16 protein-coding genes are annotated in these 16,280 nt (G+C 37.0%); 3 read left to right on the top strand and 13 right to left on the bottom strand.

Annotation, left to right across the window (positions count from 1 at the left end):
• The 7 genes from miaA to AWV75_RS03580 all read right to left on the bottom strand — a co-directional run bounded on the left by miaA (position 1) and on the right by AWV75_RS03580 (position 7,014).
• Entirely contained in the window at positions 1-921 is a 921-nt protein-coding gene (gene miaA / locus AWV75_RS03610) for a tRNA (adenosine(37)-N6)-dimethylallyltransferase MiaA (RefSeq protein ID WP_060873077.1), read from the bottom strand.
• On the bottom strand, positions 905-1,759 hold the full coding sequence (locus AWV75_RS03605) for an ion transporter (protein ID WP_002991366.1): 855 nt from the start codon (positions 1,757-1,759) through the stop codon (positions 905-907). The genes miaA and AWV75_RS03605 overlap by 17 nt, the downstream gene beginning before the upstream one ends.
• An 11-nt stretch (positions 1,760-1,770) precedes the next feature.
• Complete coding sequence (locus AWV75_RS03600; protein WP_060873076.1) at positions 1,771-3,120, bottom strand: exonuclease domain-containing protein; 1,350 nt, start codon at positions 3,118-3,120, stop codon at positions 1,771-1,773.
• A gap of 7 nt (positions 3,121-3,127) precedes the next feature.
• The gene (locus AWV75_RS03595) at positions 3,128-3,811 is read right to left on the bottom strand and encodes a YggS family pyridoxal phosphate-dependent enzyme (RefSeq protein WP_060873075.1); all 684 of its coding nucleotides are present in this window, start codon (positions 3,809-3,811) and stop codon (positions 3,128-3,130) included.
• Positions 3,812-3,823: 12 nt separating this feature from the next.
• Positions 3,824-5,041 carry a DUF1015 domain-containing protein gene (locus AWV75_RS03590; protein WP_060873074.1) on the bottom strand — a complete coding sequence of 406 codons (1,218 nt, stop codon included), beginning with the start codon at positions 5,039-5,041 and terminating at the stop codon, positions 3,824-3,826.
• A gap of 86 nt (positions 5,042-5,127) precedes the next feature.
• A complete protein-coding gene (locus AWV75_RS03585) occupies positions 5,128-6,015 on the bottom strand; it encodes a 3-hydroxyacyl-CoA dehydrogenase family protein (protein WP_002991373.1) in 888 nt (295 codons plus the stop codon).
• A 33-nt stretch (positions 6,016-6,048) separates the two neighbouring features.
• On the bottom strand, positions 6,049-7,014 hold the full coding sequence (locus tag AWV75_RS03580; protein WP_060873073.1) for a Gfo/Idh/MocA family protein: 966 nt from the start codon (positions 7,012-7,014) through the stop codon (positions 6,049-6,051).
• Positions 7,015-7,161: 147 nt separating this feature from the next.
• On the opposite strand from AWV75_RS03580, the gene AWV75_RS03575 reads away from it, so the two are divergent.
• Entirely contained in the window at positions 7,162-7,803 is a 642-nt protein-coding gene (locus AWV75_RS03575; RefSeq protein WP_060873251.1) for a protein-L-isoaspartate(D-aspartate) O-methyltransferase, read from the top strand.
• A 74-nt stretch (positions 7,804-7,877) separates the two neighbouring features.
• On the opposite strand, the gene AWV75_RS03570 is transcribed toward AWV75_RS03575, so the two are convergent.
• Together AWV75_RS03570 and AWV75_RS03565 are read right to left on the bottom strand one after the other, a co-directional pair.
• The gene (locus tag AWV75_RS03570; protein WP_060873072.1) at positions 7,878-8,312 is read right to left on the bottom strand and encodes a hypothetical protein; all 435 of its coding nucleotides are present in this window, start codon (positions 8,310-8,312) and stop codon (positions 7,878-7,880) included.
• A gap of 531 nt (positions 8,313-8,843) precedes the next feature.
• Positions 8,844-9,209, bottom strand: coding sequence for a MerR family transcriptional regulator (locus tag AWV75_RS03565; protein ID WP_060873071.1), 366 nt, complete (start codon positions 9,207-9,209; stop codon positions 8,844-8,846).
• Between the two features lie 120 nt (positions 9,210-9,329).
• Between AWV75_RS03565 and AWV75_RS03560 the strand changes: the two genes are divergently transcribed.
• Positions 9,330-10,220, top strand: a complete 891-nt coding sequence (locus AWV75_RS03560; protein WP_060873250.1) for an alpha/beta fold hydrolase — start codon at positions 9,330-9,332, stop codon at positions 10,218-10,220.
• Between the two features lie 1,383 nt (positions 10,221-11,603).
• On the opposite strand, the gene AWV75_RS03555 is transcribed toward AWV75_RS03560, so the two are convergent.
• From AWV75_RS03555 to AWV75_RS03540, 4 genes are all read right to left on the bottom strand, one after another.
• Positions 11,604-12,848, bottom strand: a complete 1,245-nt coding sequence (locus AWV75_RS03555) for an outer membrane protein assembly factor BamB family protein (RefSeq protein WP_060873070.1) — start codon at positions 12,846-12,848, stop codon at positions 11,604-11,606.
• A 64-nt stretch (positions 12,849-12,912) separates the two neighbouring features.
• Positions 12,913-13,365 carry an SsrA-binding protein SmpB gene (gene smpB / locus AWV75_RS03550; protein WP_060873069.1) on the bottom strand — a complete coding sequence of 151 codons (453 nt, stop codon included), beginning with the start codon at positions 13,363-13,365 and terminating at the stop codon, positions 12,913-12,915.
• 140 nt (positions 13,366-13,505) lie between these two features.
• Positions 13,506-14,081: a porin family protein gene (locus tag AWV75_RS03545; RefSeq protein WP_060873068.1), complete on the bottom strand. Its 576-nt coding sequence runs from the start codon at positions 14,079-14,081 to the stop codon at positions 13,506-13,508.
• 131 nt (positions 14,082-14,212) lie between these two features.
• Entirely contained in the window at positions 14,213-15,013 is an 801-nt protein-coding gene (locus AWV75_RS03540) for an AraC family transcriptional regulator (protein WP_060873067.1), read from the bottom strand.
• A 69-nt stretch (positions 15,014-15,082) separates the two neighbouring features.
• Between AWV75_RS03540 and AWV75_RS03535 the strand changes: the two genes are divergently transcribed.
• Positions 15,083-16,237 carry an Atu1372/SO_1960 family protein gene (locus tag AWV75_RS03535; RefSeq protein WP_060873066.1) on the top strand — a complete coding sequence of 385 codons (1,155 nt, stop codon included), beginning with the start codon at positions 15,083-15,085 and terminating at the stop codon, positions 16,235-16,237.
• Positions 16,238-16,280: the final 43 nt, after the last annotated feature.

Genomic DNA, 16,280 nt, shown 5'->3' with positions numbered 1-16,280 from the left:
TTAATTTAGTTGCTCAGTAATCGCTGCTATAATCAGTTTTGGGTCTGTTTGATAGGGATACCAAGTAGCGTTTGGCGTTCTTTTGAACCAAGTAATTTGTCTCTTGGCAAATCGACGCGTATTTTTTTTGATTTCTTCGATCGCTTCTTCAAGCGTACCTTCTCCATTAAAATAATGGAATAGTTCACGATAGCCTACGGTTTGTAAGGCATTTAGTTCTTGATAGGGCAGTAGGGCTTTCACTTCATCTAAAAGTCCACCCTCTAGCATGAGATCCACGCGTTTATTGATGCGATCATACATGATTTCACGAGGAGCTTCTAGACCAATAACGATGGGAATAAAGTTGCGTTTTACCTTCTTTTTCGCTAAAAAACTAGAGTAGGGCTGTCCTGTTCCAATCGAAACCTCTAGGGCACGTGTAACGCGTTGCGGATTGTCTAAGGCTACCTTTTCGTAGTGCACAGGGTCTAACTCCTTGAGTTGAGCTTGAAGATAAGGTAAGCCTTTTTCTTCCAATGCTTGGTTGAGTTCTTCTCGTATACGAGGGTCAATATCTGGAAATTCGTCCAATCCCTCTAAAATGGCATTGACATACAAACCAGAGCCACCAACCATTACTTGCACGTTGTTTTGCTCAAATAGGCGATCCAAATGCGCAATGGCATCACGTTCAAAATCCCCTACAGAGTAGGAATCCTGAATGCTGATATGTTGAATAAAGTGATGCGGTACAGCAGCGAGTTCCTTTTGGGAGGGAACGGCAGTACCTAACGTCATTTCTTTAAAGAATTGACGACTATCACAAGATAGAATTTCACATTGAAAATGTTGAGCTAATTGTATAGCTAAAGCCGTTTTTCCGATGGCTGTTGGGCCAATAACGACAAGTAAATAATGGGGTTTATCGGGTAAAGACATCTCCTAATTTTTGGCCGCAATTATAGCAATAATTAGCGTCATCATCATAAATTGTTGTTGTACAAGAAGAACAAGTTCTTCTTCGTCTAGCATCAATGCTTTTATTTCGTTTTAAGCTTGTAAATTCCGCTGTTACAATTCCAGTAGGAACGGCAATAATACCATATCCCATAATCATAATAAACGAAGCAATCATCTGTCCGATCGTGGTCTGCGGAGCAATATCTCCATAACCTACTGTCGTAAGGGTTACAATACACCAATAGATACTTTTCGGAATACTGGTAAAACCATTGTCTTTGCCTTCAATGACGTACATCAAGGCCCCTAGTAAAATCGAAACAACCACGATAAAGTAGATGAAAACAATAATTTTAGTTCTACTCGCTTTGATGGCAAGCTTTAAGTTAGACTCTTGTCCGATGTACGGAACTAAGTTTAAAATACCAAATAAACGCAGTAAACGCAGGGCTCGAACTACAGATAAAATACCTAAATCCGAAACAAAGAACGATAAATACATCGGCATAATCGAAATTAAATCGACAATACCGTAGAAGCTGAAAATATATTTCAGCGGTTGTTTGTTACAGATAATCCGCAACACATATTCAATCGTAAAGAAAATAGTAATCACCCATTCCAATACCTTCAGGAGGGTGTGATGTTTCATGTCGTAGCTCTCAATCGACTCCAACATAACCAAAATCACACTCAATAGAATCACCGCGAGTAGAACTAAATCGAATAGCTTACCCGCAAATGTATTGGAACCATAGATGATGATATAAATCTTCTGTTTAAGAATATCCCACTTATTTTTTAGTCTGCGTCTCAACGTATATACTTTTAATAATGGATTAATTTATAACCAGTTTTCTTATTCAAATAATTGAGAATAATATTTCTGTTGTTGCGGTGAAAGGTAATAGGCGTAAGGTTTGCTGCAATCCTTGCGGGATCGTTGATTTGATAATTCAAATCGTAAAAACAATAGCCTGCTAACTTTCCATTTTCCATCACCACAGCACTTCTCTCGTTGATGGTGCGTCCCTTATCGAGGATTAACACATGGCCATCATCTAGGTTGTAATGTTGTAATAAGTTAATTAATAACGTATTATATTCTTGAAATGCTAAATCAAATGTAGTACAAAAAGTCTCTTCTGTTACTTTTTTTGATTTTTTTTCATGTAACACTTCCAAGTAAAAAGGCTGTTCAAAATCAGCTGTGATTTTATCTACAAATTTTCTCCCTTCAGCTAAGGAAGTAAAAGCCATATGATTTCTTTTACGACCATCTGTTTTTTCTAAGCTGAAATAAAAATAACCTTGAAGGTTGGTTTTTACATAGAGCGAATAGGGGAAAATCCCTTTTTTGGTTACTTTGTTGTATTTGGGCTTATTTAAAAGAATTTCTTCTGCTTCTTTTAAAATGGCAATCAATTCATTTCCTGTTTTCTCAAAAGTAACGGTATACGTTTCTTTTTGAACCTTTTTGAATAGGACAGCATTATTGGTAAAGTGCTGCATAATCTTCTTCTTGATGTTGCGACTTTTACCAATGTAGATGATTTCACCTTCTTCGTTGTGGATATAGTAAATACCAACCGAAGTAGGGAGGTTATCGGTAATATCAAAAAACTTGGGATTAAGTCCTGTTTTAATATCAGACTTAATCATGCTAGTTAGTATTGTCTTTTCGGTATCTTTTGATAAGAGTAGCTGAAATAGTTTGAGTGTTGCTAGGGCATCACCATAAGCACGATGGCGGTCTGCCAACGGAATTCCTAAAGTACGCACTAATTTCCCCAAACTATACGAAGGCATTTCAGGTAACAATTTTTGAGCAAGCTCAACGGTACACAACGTATCTTTTTGAAAATTGTATCCCAAACGACTAAATTCATTGCGCAGCACGCGATAATCGAAAGCTGCATTATGTGCTACCAGCACACAATCTTCTGTCATTTCGATAATGCGTTTTGCTAATTCATGAAATTTAGGCGCTAAGCGAAGCATAGCACTATTGATTCCTGTCAGTTTTACAACGAAGGGCTGTATTTCTTTCTCGGGATTGACTAAACTAATGAGTTGGTCAACAATCTGATGACCATCAAATTTATAAATGGCAATCTCGGTTATCCCTTCTTCATTAAACTGACCCCCTGTGGTCTCTATATCTAAAATTGCGTACAATAGTATCTTATTTGTTTAATTCGTAATTGCGTTCTCCGAAAATAGTACTTCCTATTCTAATCATTGTACTTCCGCAGTCGATAGCGATAGGGTAGTCATTACTCATCCCCATGGATAATGTTTTGCATTCCACATTGGGTAAGTGATTGTAGGTTTGTACCTTTTCAAAAATATGGTGTAGTGTAGAAAATTCTTGTCTAATTTGATCTTGGTTTTCGGTAAATGTTGCCATTCCCATTAACCCTTGGATCTTAATGTGGTGTAAGACTTTGAAAGCTTCACTGTCTAGAAGTTCGAATAGTTCGTCTTCACTTAAGCCAAATTTCGTTTCTTCATCGGCAATAAATAGCTGCAACAAACACGGAATAACGCGATTATTTCGCTCCGCTTGTTTATCGATTTCAGTTAGTAAACGCAGACTATCAACAGCGTGAATCAAAGCGACGAAAGGAGCCATATACTTTACTTTATTGCGCTGTACATGCCCAATCATATGCCACTCTATATCTTGAGGTAGAGCGTCATACTTATCCGTCATTTCTTGTATCTTATTCTCACCGAAAACTCTTTGTCCTGCTTCATATGCTTCTAAAATAGCCGCATTGGGTTTTGTTTTAGAAACAGCAACCAACTGTACCTGTGCAGGTAAGTCAGCTTTAATTCGTTTTAGATTCTCAGCAATCATTGACATCATATTGTATTTTTAAATTTCGTAGGTTAATAACCCATTCATGAACTTAGGTTCAATATAGGTACTCTTTGGCGGCATGATTAAATCATTATCCGCTACTAGCTTGATCTCATGTACATTGGTTGGGTATAACATAAAACCAACCTCATATTCTCCATCATCAACTAATTCTTTAATCGCTACAATGGATTCATTTCCTGGAATATAATCAATTCTAGCGTCATTTCTCAAATCATCCAACCCTAAGATCGGATTTAAAACAGCATCATACAATATTTGTGCATCGAGCTGCATTAAAATATCGTCTGTTTTAATTTTATCCTTGAGTTTGAGGGAGTAAAAATCCCCGTCCAAGTACATACCAAATTCCATCTTTTTGGAGGGTTTCCACAACTGTTGTTGCTTGTTTTTTACGTTAAATTTCTCGCTTAATAAAGCTAAAAACTCCTCTTTACTATGATTGTTTAAATCGTGGATAATGCGATTAAACTCATATATTTTAATGTTGTTTTCTGCAATTAAGAACGTCATGACCGTATTGCTATGCGAATGCGGTTCAAAACCATTTTCTTTTTTGAGTAATGCAGCAGAGGCAAAGCGATGGTGTCCATCGGCAATATACAGCTCTGATATAGCATCAAATTCTTGGCATAACCAATCAATACATGCCTGATCATCCACCTTCCAGATTGTATGTCGCTCTTTGGTTACGGTTGTAAAATCGTAAATGGGGCGATTCTCTTTGTAGGTTGTAATCCACGCATTGATATCTTCTTTATCAGGATACATCATCAGTACGGGTTCTGTATTAAATCGACTGTGATACAAGTATTCTTTAAAGAGATTGACCCGATATTCTAGTGTGTCTTCATGCCTTTTGATGATGTTATTTTCATAATCTTCAATGCAAGTTCCCGCAACAATACCCGTAAATTTCCAGTTTTTTGTCTCAATTTGATAGAGATACAAAACGGGGGTGTCTTCCTTTGTTAAGATTCCTTCCTTTTTAAAATCATTAAACTTAGCTGCAACCATTTTAAATCGCTTATCGCTAGTTACCTTTTGAGGATTGACGTAAGCTGGGTTTAAAACGTGTAGAAATGAAAAAGGATTGTAATCTAAAAGATAGGCTAATTCTACCGCATTGTAGTCTTCAAAGGACCTACAAGTTACCAAATTAGCTTTATCTCGTGTTGGGCGTATACCCTGGAAAGGAATTATTTTTGCCATTCTTTACTATATGGTATCAAAAAATAAGACAATCGACAATGAAATCGATTGTCTTGGTATGATTGTTTGTTTTATTTACTGTTCAATTAAGAAAACATTTTCGCCACTTTCTCTGCTTTTTTGCTTTCTGAATAGTCATAAAATCCTTCTCCTGATTTTACACCTAATTTACCAGCCATTACCATATTTACTAATAACGGACATGGTGCATATTTAGGGTTTTTGAAACCGTCATACATTACGTTTAGAATAGATAAACATACATCTAAACCAATGAAGTCAGCCAATTGTAAAGGTCCCATTGGATGAGCCATTCCCAATTTCATTACTGTGTCAATTTCCTCAACACCAGCAACACCATTGTACAATGTTTCAATTGCTTCGTTAATCATTGGCATTAAAATACGGTTCGCTACGAAACCAGGGTAATCGTTTACTTCGGTTGGTGTTTTATCCAATTTCAACGATAAATCCATAATCGCTTTCGTTACTTCATCCGTTGTATTATATCCTCTGATGATCTCTACCAATTTCATGATTGGCACTGGATTCATAAAGTGCATACCGATTACGCGCTCTGGGTTTTTTACTACCGATGCAATTTGCGTAATAGAAATAGAAGAGGTATTTGATGCTAAAATCACATCCTCTCTACAAACAGCGCTTAATTCTTTGAAAATATTTAGTTTTAAATTGATATTTTCTGTTGCAGCTTCAATAACTAAATCCGCATTGACAACACCGTCTTTAATTTCTGTATAGGTGATAATATTTTCGATTGTTGCTTTTTTGTCTGCTTCTGTAATAGAACCTTTCGCAATCATTCGATCTAAATTTTTGCTAATCGTATTCATTCCTCTTTCAATCGCTTGTTCAGAGATATCGATTAAAAGTACTTTAAAGCCTTTTTGAGCAAAAGTATGAGCAATTCCATTTCCCATTGTTCCTGCACCAATTACAGCAATATTTTTCATAAGTTAAGTATGTATTTACGAGTTAATGATTTGTTAGTTTTTAAATGCGTCTATGATTTGATAAGCCAAACGCAAAGCTTTTGTACCATCTTCTAGTGTTACCACTGGTCTTGTTTGATTGATAATCGCATCGTGAAACGTTTCTAGTTCATCTAAGATAGCATTATTTGGTAAAACCTTTGGATTATCGTAGTAAATTTGTTTCTTTAATCCCTCGGCATTTTGTAAGATAAGGTCGAAATCTCCGGGTGTTTCTGGAGTATCTTTCATTTTTACTACCTCACATGTTTTCTCTAAATAATCCACAGAGATATACGCATCACGTTGGAAAAAACGCGATTTACGCATGTTTTTCATCGAGATTCTACTTGCAGTAACGTTAGCCACACAGCCATTTTCAAATTCAATACGAGCATTGGCAATATCGGGTGATTCGCTTAAAACAGATACCCCACTAGCACTCACGTGTTTTACGGGTGAATCTACTACACTTAGAATAGCATCTAAATCGTGAATCATTAAATCCAATACGACAGGTACATCCGTTCCTCTAGGATTAAATTCAGCTAAACGGTGTGTTTCAATGAACATGGGATTTTCAATTTTTGAACTTACCGCAACGAATGCTGGGTTAAAACGCTCCACATGTCCCACTTGTCCCAAAACGTTATATTGTTTGGCTAAGTCAATAATAGCTTCCGCTTCTTCAACTGTAGTTGTAATGGGTTTTTCTAAAAAAACGTGTTTTCCCGCTTCAATGGCTTTTTTTGCACAGTCAAAATGGGAGAGTGTAGGAGTCACAATATCAATAACATCAACGGCTTGAATTAATTCGTCAATGCTGTCAAATTTGGTGTAACCAAACTCTTGTGCTACTTTGTTTGCATTTTCTGCAAAAGGGTCATAAAAACCTACTAATTCGTATTTTTCTGATTGGTTCAGCAAACGCAAGTGAATTTTACCTAAATGCCCAGCTCCCAATACGCCAATTTTAAGCATAAAAAATTATTTTGAACAAAAATAAAACTTATTTATGGAATGGGTAAAATTTCAGCTTTAAATCTTTTGCAATACTTTGTTTGGAAGGGATTAAAAGGTGTTTTTTATAAAAATATTGGTTACTTTTGTATAAATTATTTAATTACAGTGAAGGATTCTACGAAGCATCAGGGATTGCGCAATCAGTTGGTTGAAGCATTGAAGGAAAAAGGCATTGAAGATCAAGCCGTACTTCAGGCGATTAGACGCATTCCTAGGCATTTATTTATAGATTCGAGTTTTGAAAATTTTGCCTATCAAAATACCGCTTTTCCCATAGGTGCAGGTCAAACCATCTCGCATCCTTATACCGTTGCTTTTCAATCGCAGTTGCTGCAAGTGAAACCAGAGGATAAGGTATTGGAAATTGGAACGGGCAGTGGGTATCAAACGGCTGTGTTAGTCGCGATGGGGGCTAGGGTATACAGCATTGAACGCCAGTTGGAATTGTATAAGAAAACGGCTTTGTTGTTGCCAAAATTAGGTATTCGTGCTAAATTGCTAACCTTTGGGGATGGCTATAAAGGATTACCGAATTATGCACCTTTTGATTCCATCATTGTAACAGCAGGTGCACCTTTTATTCCACAGGCGTTAATGGGACAACTCAAAATAGGAGGGCGTATGATTATTCCTGTAGGAGAAGATCAACAAACGATGATTGAACTGATCCGACTCAATGAAACTCAATTTGAAAAACATGAACATGGCGATTTTAAATTCGTACCCATGTTAGAAAATAAAAATTAAAATACAAACAAGTAAAAAAGCATCCCGAGGGATGCTTTTTGTTTGGAAAAAGGTATTGTTCAGTTGTTGTTTATTTAAATGGAAAGTGTATTATACTTCTTTTCGTTTAATTGAAACAGGTACTTATGTGCATTTGGCGTTCCAACAAAGTAAGAAGGTAAATCTTTTAGACTTACTCCATAGACTTGAAGCGCAAATTCGCATACTACTAATTTAATTCCTGCTTTGTTTGCTGCATCTAACGTTGGACGTAATTCCTTATCGTTTAATTCCTGTACCATCTGCCCCATAATTACAATTTCAAAGGCAATAGCAGGATTGTCTTTTTTCATTTCTGAAGCCGTCATAATAGAAGCACGTAAGTTCTTGGTCGATTGAACTAAAATTGCATATTTATCTCCCGTTGTTGCTTGTAAAGTTGCTTCGTTTACGGTATGCGTAAGGTTTGTCGCATGAACCATCGTAGTGGTTCCAATGAGTACGACAATAGCCCAAAGCATTTTTCTCATGATCGTGTGTTTTGATAGTTATGTAGAGCAAATCTAACTGTTGTTTGCTAGGTAGACAGTAACAATTGTTACAGTACATCAAAAAAGATAATCTTACTTTTGAGTAAATTAAAATGAAGGATGATATGGGAACGATAATCAAGTACTTTAAGAAAGTGAGGTTTGCTCTTTGCTCTTTGTGAAGCTGCTTTTTTGTGAAGTCGTTTTTTGCTCTTTGCTCTTTGTGAAGTCGTAGGATTTTCGATTAAAGGAAAATTTATACTATTTAGAAAATTCACCTCTCACCACCTCATCGCCTTACCATTCACATCTTCTAGTAAGTGAGGTTTGCTTTTTTGTGAAGTCGTTTTTTGCTTTTTGTGAAGTCGTAAGGATTTTCGATTAAAGGAAAATTTATACTATTTAGAAAATTTACCTCTCACCACCTCACCCTCAAATCACCTCACCCTCAAATCACCTCACCCTCAAATCACCTCACTCTCTAATCACCTCATCGCCTCACCTTCTAATCACCTCACCCTCTCACCAGTATTAACTTAAATCATGTTCAATATTATATTTACAAAGGCTAATTTGCTTTTTCATGGCTTTGAGTTCGTTCATCTTTGCATCAAGTTGCTTGAGTTTTAGATTTAAGACGTCCAATTTAGCTTTTTTAGTGAGTTGCTTTTCGTACCAAGCATCAATGACTTCTTTTATTTCGGATAGGGTGAAACCAACTGCTTTGGCCATTTGAATGAACCTTAATTTATCAATGACTTCTTCATCGTAATAGGCATAGTTATTTGTGGTAACATCCTCTTTTGTAATACTGCTAAAAAGGCCCTTTTTTTCATAGAACCGAATGGTCGCTACAGGAAGATCGACTTCTTTGGCTAACTGGCTAATTAACTTCATCTGTTAAACTTTTTTTAAATTACAAACTGTGAAGTATACTTCATGGTTGTATGGTGTAAAAATAGTATTTAGTTTTACATAGTACAAATGAAAAATAGAAGAAATAGTAAAGAGATAGTTATGGAAAAATACACAACCAACCAGCTGTTAACGCACGCATTAGAAGGATTTGAAAGTCAGTATGCGACGGTTAATGGAACGCAGTTACACTATGTAATTGGAGGAGAAGGAGAGCCTTTGCTTTTAATACCAGGATATCCTGAAACTTGGTGGGGGTACCACAAGATTATGCCTATCCTGGCAGAAAAATACCAGGTTATTGTTGTTGAGATACGCGGGATGGGAAATTCAGCTAAACCCCTTCAAGGGTATGAAAAGAAAAATATGGCACGCGATATTGAGGCACTTGTTCAACAACTGGGGTTAGATCGCGTTTACATTGGCGGTCATGATATTGGAGCTCATGTTGCTTTTAGCTTTGCCTGTAATTATCCGCATAAAACAGCAAAACTGGTGATGTTAGACACTCCACACCCAGATGCTGGGATGTATCATTTACCGATGTTACCAATACCAGGAGGAAATTATACCTATCCGTGGTGGTTGGTTTTTAATCAAGTGAAGGAGCTACCCGAACAACTATTGGAAGGGCGCATGGATATCATCATTGATTGGTTATTTGATCAATTAACTGTAGATAAAGAAGCTGTCTCTGACGTTGATCGAAAGCTTTACACTCAGGCGTATAATTCAAAAGATGCAATACGCGCTTCAAATGCCTGGTATCAAGCCTTTGGACAAGATATTGAGGATAGTAAAACCTATGTGAATTTAAGCATGCCTGTATTGGGAATAGGAGGTAGCGGCTATGAAATACTCCAAGGTTCTTTAGTACCAGTAGCAACGAATCTACAGCTAGTTCAAATTCCCAATTGTGGCCATTTTATAGTCGCTGAAAAACCCAATGAAGTAGCGAAGGAAATTGTAGCTTTTTTAGCGGAAGGAAAATAGAGGTTGTTTGTTCTTTGCTCTTTGTTGTTTGTTTTTTTGTTGTTTGTTTTTTGCTTTTTTGTTTTTTGCTTTTTTGTTGTTTGTTTTTTTGTTTTTTTGCTCTTTGTTGTTTGATGAAATAATCTTTTGCAAAGAGCAAATCTCACTTACTAGAAAATGTGAATGGTGAGGTGGTTAGGTGGTTAGGTGGTGAGTTGATGAGGTGGTGAGGAAAATCATCTAGCTAAAGAGAATTCTTCTTCTTCTTTAATCGAAAATCCTTACGACTTCACAAAGAGCGAAGAGCAAAGAGCAAAAAGCAACTTCTGGAGAGAGGAAATGAGAAATCGAAACGCAGTGAAGATTCATCGAACACCAAAATTAATATAAAATAGGTGAGATAGAGGGTGAGGTGGTGAAGCGATGAGGTGGTGAGTTGATTAGGTGGTGAGGAAAATCATCTAGCTAAAGAGAATTCTTCTTCTTCTTTAATCGAAAATCCTTACGACTTCACAAAGAGCGAAGAGCGAAGAGCAAAAAGCAACTTCACAAAAAAGCAAACCTCACTTACTAGAAGATGTGAATGGTGAGGCGATGAGGTGGTGAGAAGTGAATTTTCTAACTAAGAAGAATTCTTCTTTAATCGCTAATTCTCACGACTTCACAAAGAGCGAAGAGCAACTTCTGGAGAGAGGAAATGAGAAATCGAAATGCAGTGAAGATTCATCGAACACCAAAATAAATATAAAATAGGTGAGATAGAGGGTGAGGTGGTGAGTTGGTGAGGTAAATTATCAGCTAAAGAGAATTTTCCTTTAATCGATAAATCTTACGACTTCACAAAAAGCAAAGAGCAAAGAGCAAAAAACGACTTCACAAAGAGCAAAGAGCAAAAAAGCAAAAAGCAACTTCACAAAAAACAAAAAACAAACGTTGAGTAACGGATGCGATGCTTCCTGCGTCAGCATGACATACTGAGCAGATTGACTAATTGGAATAACTAGGCGCAGTAACAAATAGCGTATTTCCTTTAATCGATAAATCTCACGACTTCACAAAGAGCGAATAGCAAAAAGCAACTTCACAAAAAACAAAAAACAAACGTTGAGTAACGGATGCGATGCTTCCTGCGTCAGCATGACATACTGAGCAGATTGACTAATTGGAATAACTAGGCGCAGTAACAAATAGCGTATTTCCTTTAATTGACAATTCTCACGACTTCACAAAAAAGCAACTTCACTTGATAGAGGGTGTGAATGGTGAGTCGATGAGGTAAATCATCTAGCTAAAGAGAATTCTTCTTCTTCTTTAATCGACAATCCTCACGACTTCACAAAGAGCGAAGAGCAAAAAGCAACTTCACAAAGAGCAAAGAGCAAACAGCAACTTTACAAAAAAAAACTAACGAACTAGCTTAATATAATTCTCTTTTGGATTTGATTGAATCGAAGCGCGCATATAAACTAATTCCTCTTTATTGGTTTGGAGGTTGAGTTTGATGAGTCCTATCTCACAGTAGAAGAAAATATTGTTTTCATCTTGGACTTCAATATTAGAGATAGGGGTATTTTTAAGCTCTATTTCTCGTTCAATTTTACCTTCTTTAGGGTTAACCACAAAGAAGGTACTTTTGTTGTTGTAGGCGTATATTTTGTTGTTAAAAACTTCTAGTTGTTGCAATTCAAAGCGTCTATCGGCCTGTTCTTTAAAGGGAACTGCTGTTTGCCAGATAATCGCCCCATCTTCGGGATGGATGGCGTAAAAATTACGGCCAGTTCCAATTAGTAATTGGTTGTTGTTATACACCATTTTATGTCCGATAGCTCCTCCTTCTAGGGTAATCTCCCATACAATAGCTAAGTTGTCTGGGTGCAGAGCAAACAATTGATCTCCTAAATCAGCAATGAAAACATATTTTCCATTACTCACAGGTCTAGAGTACATCCCTGTTTTGAAACCACGGGCATATAAAGCCTTTCCGGATTCGGCATCAAAGTTGTATACATAGCCTGCATTGGGAACAAAAACTTTGTTATTTGCATATAAAACAGGCATGTGATTATACGGAAATTCTAACTTGTAGTTCCAAATGTGATGTCCTGTTTTTTTGTCAAAGGCGTAAATATTGCTGTTTTCGTATTGGGTAACGAGATAGAGGAAGTCGTTGTGAATAACGGGAATTTGGTTAATCATCATTTTGATGTACTCACTGTTTTTCAATCCTATTTTTGCTTCCCAGAATACTTCCCCTGTTTTGTGGTTTAAAGCATAAAGTTCCCCATTGAGAAAGGGAATGTAAACGACACCCTGTTCTAAGGTGAATTTATTTCTTGCATAGGTAACCACGGTATCTCGAGCAGTAAAGGTCCAGTTGATTTTTTGGGTAGCTAGGTTGAAGGATTTCAAGGTACCATCGTAGTCATAAATCAAGATAGCCTCTCGATCCAATGGAACATTTTGAATCGGTTTATGTTGCTCATTCAGAACAAAATCGTATTCCGTTCCGATTTGATTGTTGGAATATTGGTTGGTTGTGCTTTTGGGGCCTACCGTAGGAGAAATAGGTGCTGGTTGTTCCGTGGGGTGTTGTCCAAGTACTCCTGTAGCAGCTAGTAGTCCGAGGATTAATAGTAGATTCTTTTTCATGTTTTTGGGTTGTACTATAAAAAAAGCACCCTTAGTCGGATGCTTGTTTAATTCAGTCCTCGTTCTAGTATGCTTTCTTCAAGCGATCTAGAGCTATTTTATTGTCACGATCTTTAATCGTCTCTCGTTTATCGTAATTTTTCTTTCCTTTACACAGTGCAATATCCATTTTGGCTAGCCCTTTCTCATTGATGAATAGACGCAAAGGAATGATGGTTAATCCTTTATTTTGCACACTTTTGTGTAAACTCTTTAATTCTTTCTTATTTAATAACAGCTTGCGTTCTGTTTTTGCTTTGTGATTGAAATGACTACTATTGGCATATTCTTCAATTTGAGAGTTAATCACAAAAAGCTCTAGGTTTTGGAATTCACAGAAACTCTCTGCAATACTAGCTTTACCCAGTCGCAAAGATTTAATTTCTGTACCTGTCAGTACAATTCCTGCAGTATATCTATCTAAGATCTCGTATTCGAACTTAGCTCGTTTATTTAGAATGTTGATGTTCTTTTGCATAGCACAAAAATAATAAAAATTTAAAGTAAAACTAGTGTTGAATAGAAACTGTTCAATGGCTGTTGCAAAATAAGGGAAGAAATAAAAAAAGGCTATCACTACGCATAGTAATAGCCTTATTTTTATAATGGGAAGTGGGATTATAGAAATTTATATCCAACAGCAATAAACCATGTATTTGGTTTAGATGAGAAACTCTTACTTACGTTGTTTAAACCACCATCATACGAAACATCAACAGTGAATTTTAAAATATCTACACCAGCACCTACACGGTATCCAATATTAGATTTATCAAATTCATTGAATGCATTATCGACAGAACCTTTAGATAAGTCGTTCAAAACAACAGAGTATACACCACCACCAAAAACTCTTAGGTTATACAATGGACTTTTTAATAATTTATATCCGTATACCACCGGAATTTCGATGTTTTTCATTTTTGTTTTATCACTGCTAAGATCAGATTCAAACTTGATGCTCTTTTCTGAATACATCAAATCTGCTTGAATATACGAACGATTTAAGTTAATACGCGCCATAGCACCTACGCCAAAACCAGAAGCTGTTTTGCTGCTATAGTCTTTTGGATTACTTGAAAAGTTTGTAAAGTTAGCGCCCGCTTTAATCCCTACATTGATAGGTGATTGAGCATAAGAATTAATAGCAAATGACGTCAATAAGATGCTAAAAAGTAGGCCTAATTTTTTCATATTTAGTTTTTTTAATTAGAGGCTAAATTAAGTAAAAAGAATGGGTTACAAGCAAAGGAGGCTGAAAAAAGTATAAAAAATTCGCAAATAGTTGGGGAAAGATTTAAACTATTGGGGTATTGTTAGCAACCTTATTTGTGTTGATGAGGTTTGGATTTCATAATTGTATTATACGACAACGTAAAGGCAGATAAGCTACTATATCCTACCAGAAGTGCAATTTCACTGAGTGTATATTGTTGGGTATCGCGCAGTTCAATGCTTTTTAAGATTCGGATTAATTGGGTATATTTCTGTAGTGTAATCCCCGTTTCTTGTTTAAAAAGGCGTTGTAAACTTCGGGTAGACATTTGCGCAATAGTAGCTAAATCTGCTGTTGTGCAGTTGGTGTGATAGTGTGTATGGATGAAAGTACAAACTTCCAATAAACGCGGATGTGTAGGAACTGGCACATGCAACGACTCATTTTCCTGACAGAATTCAGGAAGATTTCTCAAAATGGCTTGGATAAAAAGCGCTTGATCGGGATTTTCATCAACGACTTGATTCCACTTACTTGCATACAACAGCATTTCTTTTAGTACTGGGGGAGCTGAAAAAACGTGTACGTGTTGGAAGAAATCATCTTGAGGAACTGTTTTAAATAGAGCCACGCGTAAGTGAACGGTTTTAGCTTCTGAACTAATGCGGTGCGTGGTATGAGAGGGAATCCAAATGACGTGATGTTGCGGAACTAAATAGGTTTTAGTATCCAGATGGAAATATTGATATCCTTGTTCTACATACGTCAATTGGTAGCGTTGATGAGTGTGAGTATACGTATCATGTTGCCAATCTTGTACATACCAAAAATAGGCATCAATCGCTAGCTTATCCGTATAATTTCCCTGATTCTGTTCAATCAATCCACATTTGGGTGTGTCGTTTTGCATATACTTTTTGGCAAAGTTAATAAAAAAAGCAAGTGTATCTTTGTATAGAACAAGTCAAAATAAATCAACATGAAACAAGTATCGACCCTGCTCCTTGCAATCGTATTAATTTTAACTACCCAACACAGTATGGCACAAGAACCGACCACTCATATTTTAGTACTCTTTGATTCTGATCAAGGCGGTACGTATACGCTAGCTAAAGAAATCGCTCAAGGTATTGAGCGCTGGCCAGGTGCTAAAGCGACAATTAAGAAGGTAAAAGAGAACAATCTCCCAGCATTAGCTGCTGTTCCTTTGGTCGAGGTGGATGAATTACCTCAATACGACGGAATTGCCTTTGGTTCTCCTGTTTATTTTGGAAATATCAGCACGGGAATGAGTGTTTTCTTTGCCCAAACGATTGACTTATGGACGGCACGTGCATTGGAAGAAAAACCCGCTACAGTGTTTATGTCAGGGGGCAGTGGTGCAGCAAATGAATTGGCGTTACAGGCTTTTTGGAATACCTTGGCAGTTCATGGGATGTTGTTAATTCCCAATGGCATTCAAGGGTTTGATCAAATAGATACCACCAAAAAGCAAGGGAATTCCGTATTAGGCGTTACGAGTCCGATGTCTATTAACAAAGGAGACCGACCGACCCAAGAAGAGCGTTATTTGGCGCAAAACCAAGGAGAAAAATTAGCTCGAGTTGCCAGTGCATTACGCGGAAATAAAAAGGCACAACCTGTAGTGAAAACAAAGCAAACGCAAGCAGTCGTAGATGTTAATCAACGCTTGAAGGATAAAAAAATAGAATTACCTAATTTACCCAAACCCGTAGGCAATTACGAGCTGTATGTGCGTTCTGGTAATTTGGTGTTTATTAATCAAGTGGCCTTGAAAGACGGAAAAATATTCAATCCAGGAAAATTAGGGGTAGAGGTCACAGAAGAGCAAGTAAAAGAAGCAACCAAGGTAACCATGCTGAATGTATTAGCTATTTTGAAAGACGCTGTAGGGGGAGATTTAAATAAAGTACAACGCTGCGTTCAACTGATAGGGGCTTTTAATACGGTAGATACCTATACGCAACACGCAGTATTGATGAATCCCGCATCGGATTTGGTCGTTGAGGTATTGGGAGAAAAAGGAAAGCATACGAGAAATACAGGAGGCGCAAGCTCCTTGCCACTAGGATCTAGTGTTTCGATTCAAGCGATTTTTGAAGTGGAAGAGTAGTTTTTTTTGTGAGAAGGTGAGGGGGTGAGAAGGTGAGGGGGTG

This window comes from Myroides odoratus, assembly GCF_001549985.1.
Taxonomy (GTDB): domain Bacteria; phylum Bacteroidota; class Bacteroidia; order Flavobacteriales; family Flavobacteriaceae; genus Flavobacterium; species Flavobacterium odoratum_A.
Note: the sequence above shows the minus strand (reverse complement) of the source record. Positions and strands in the feature narration are given on the sequence as shown.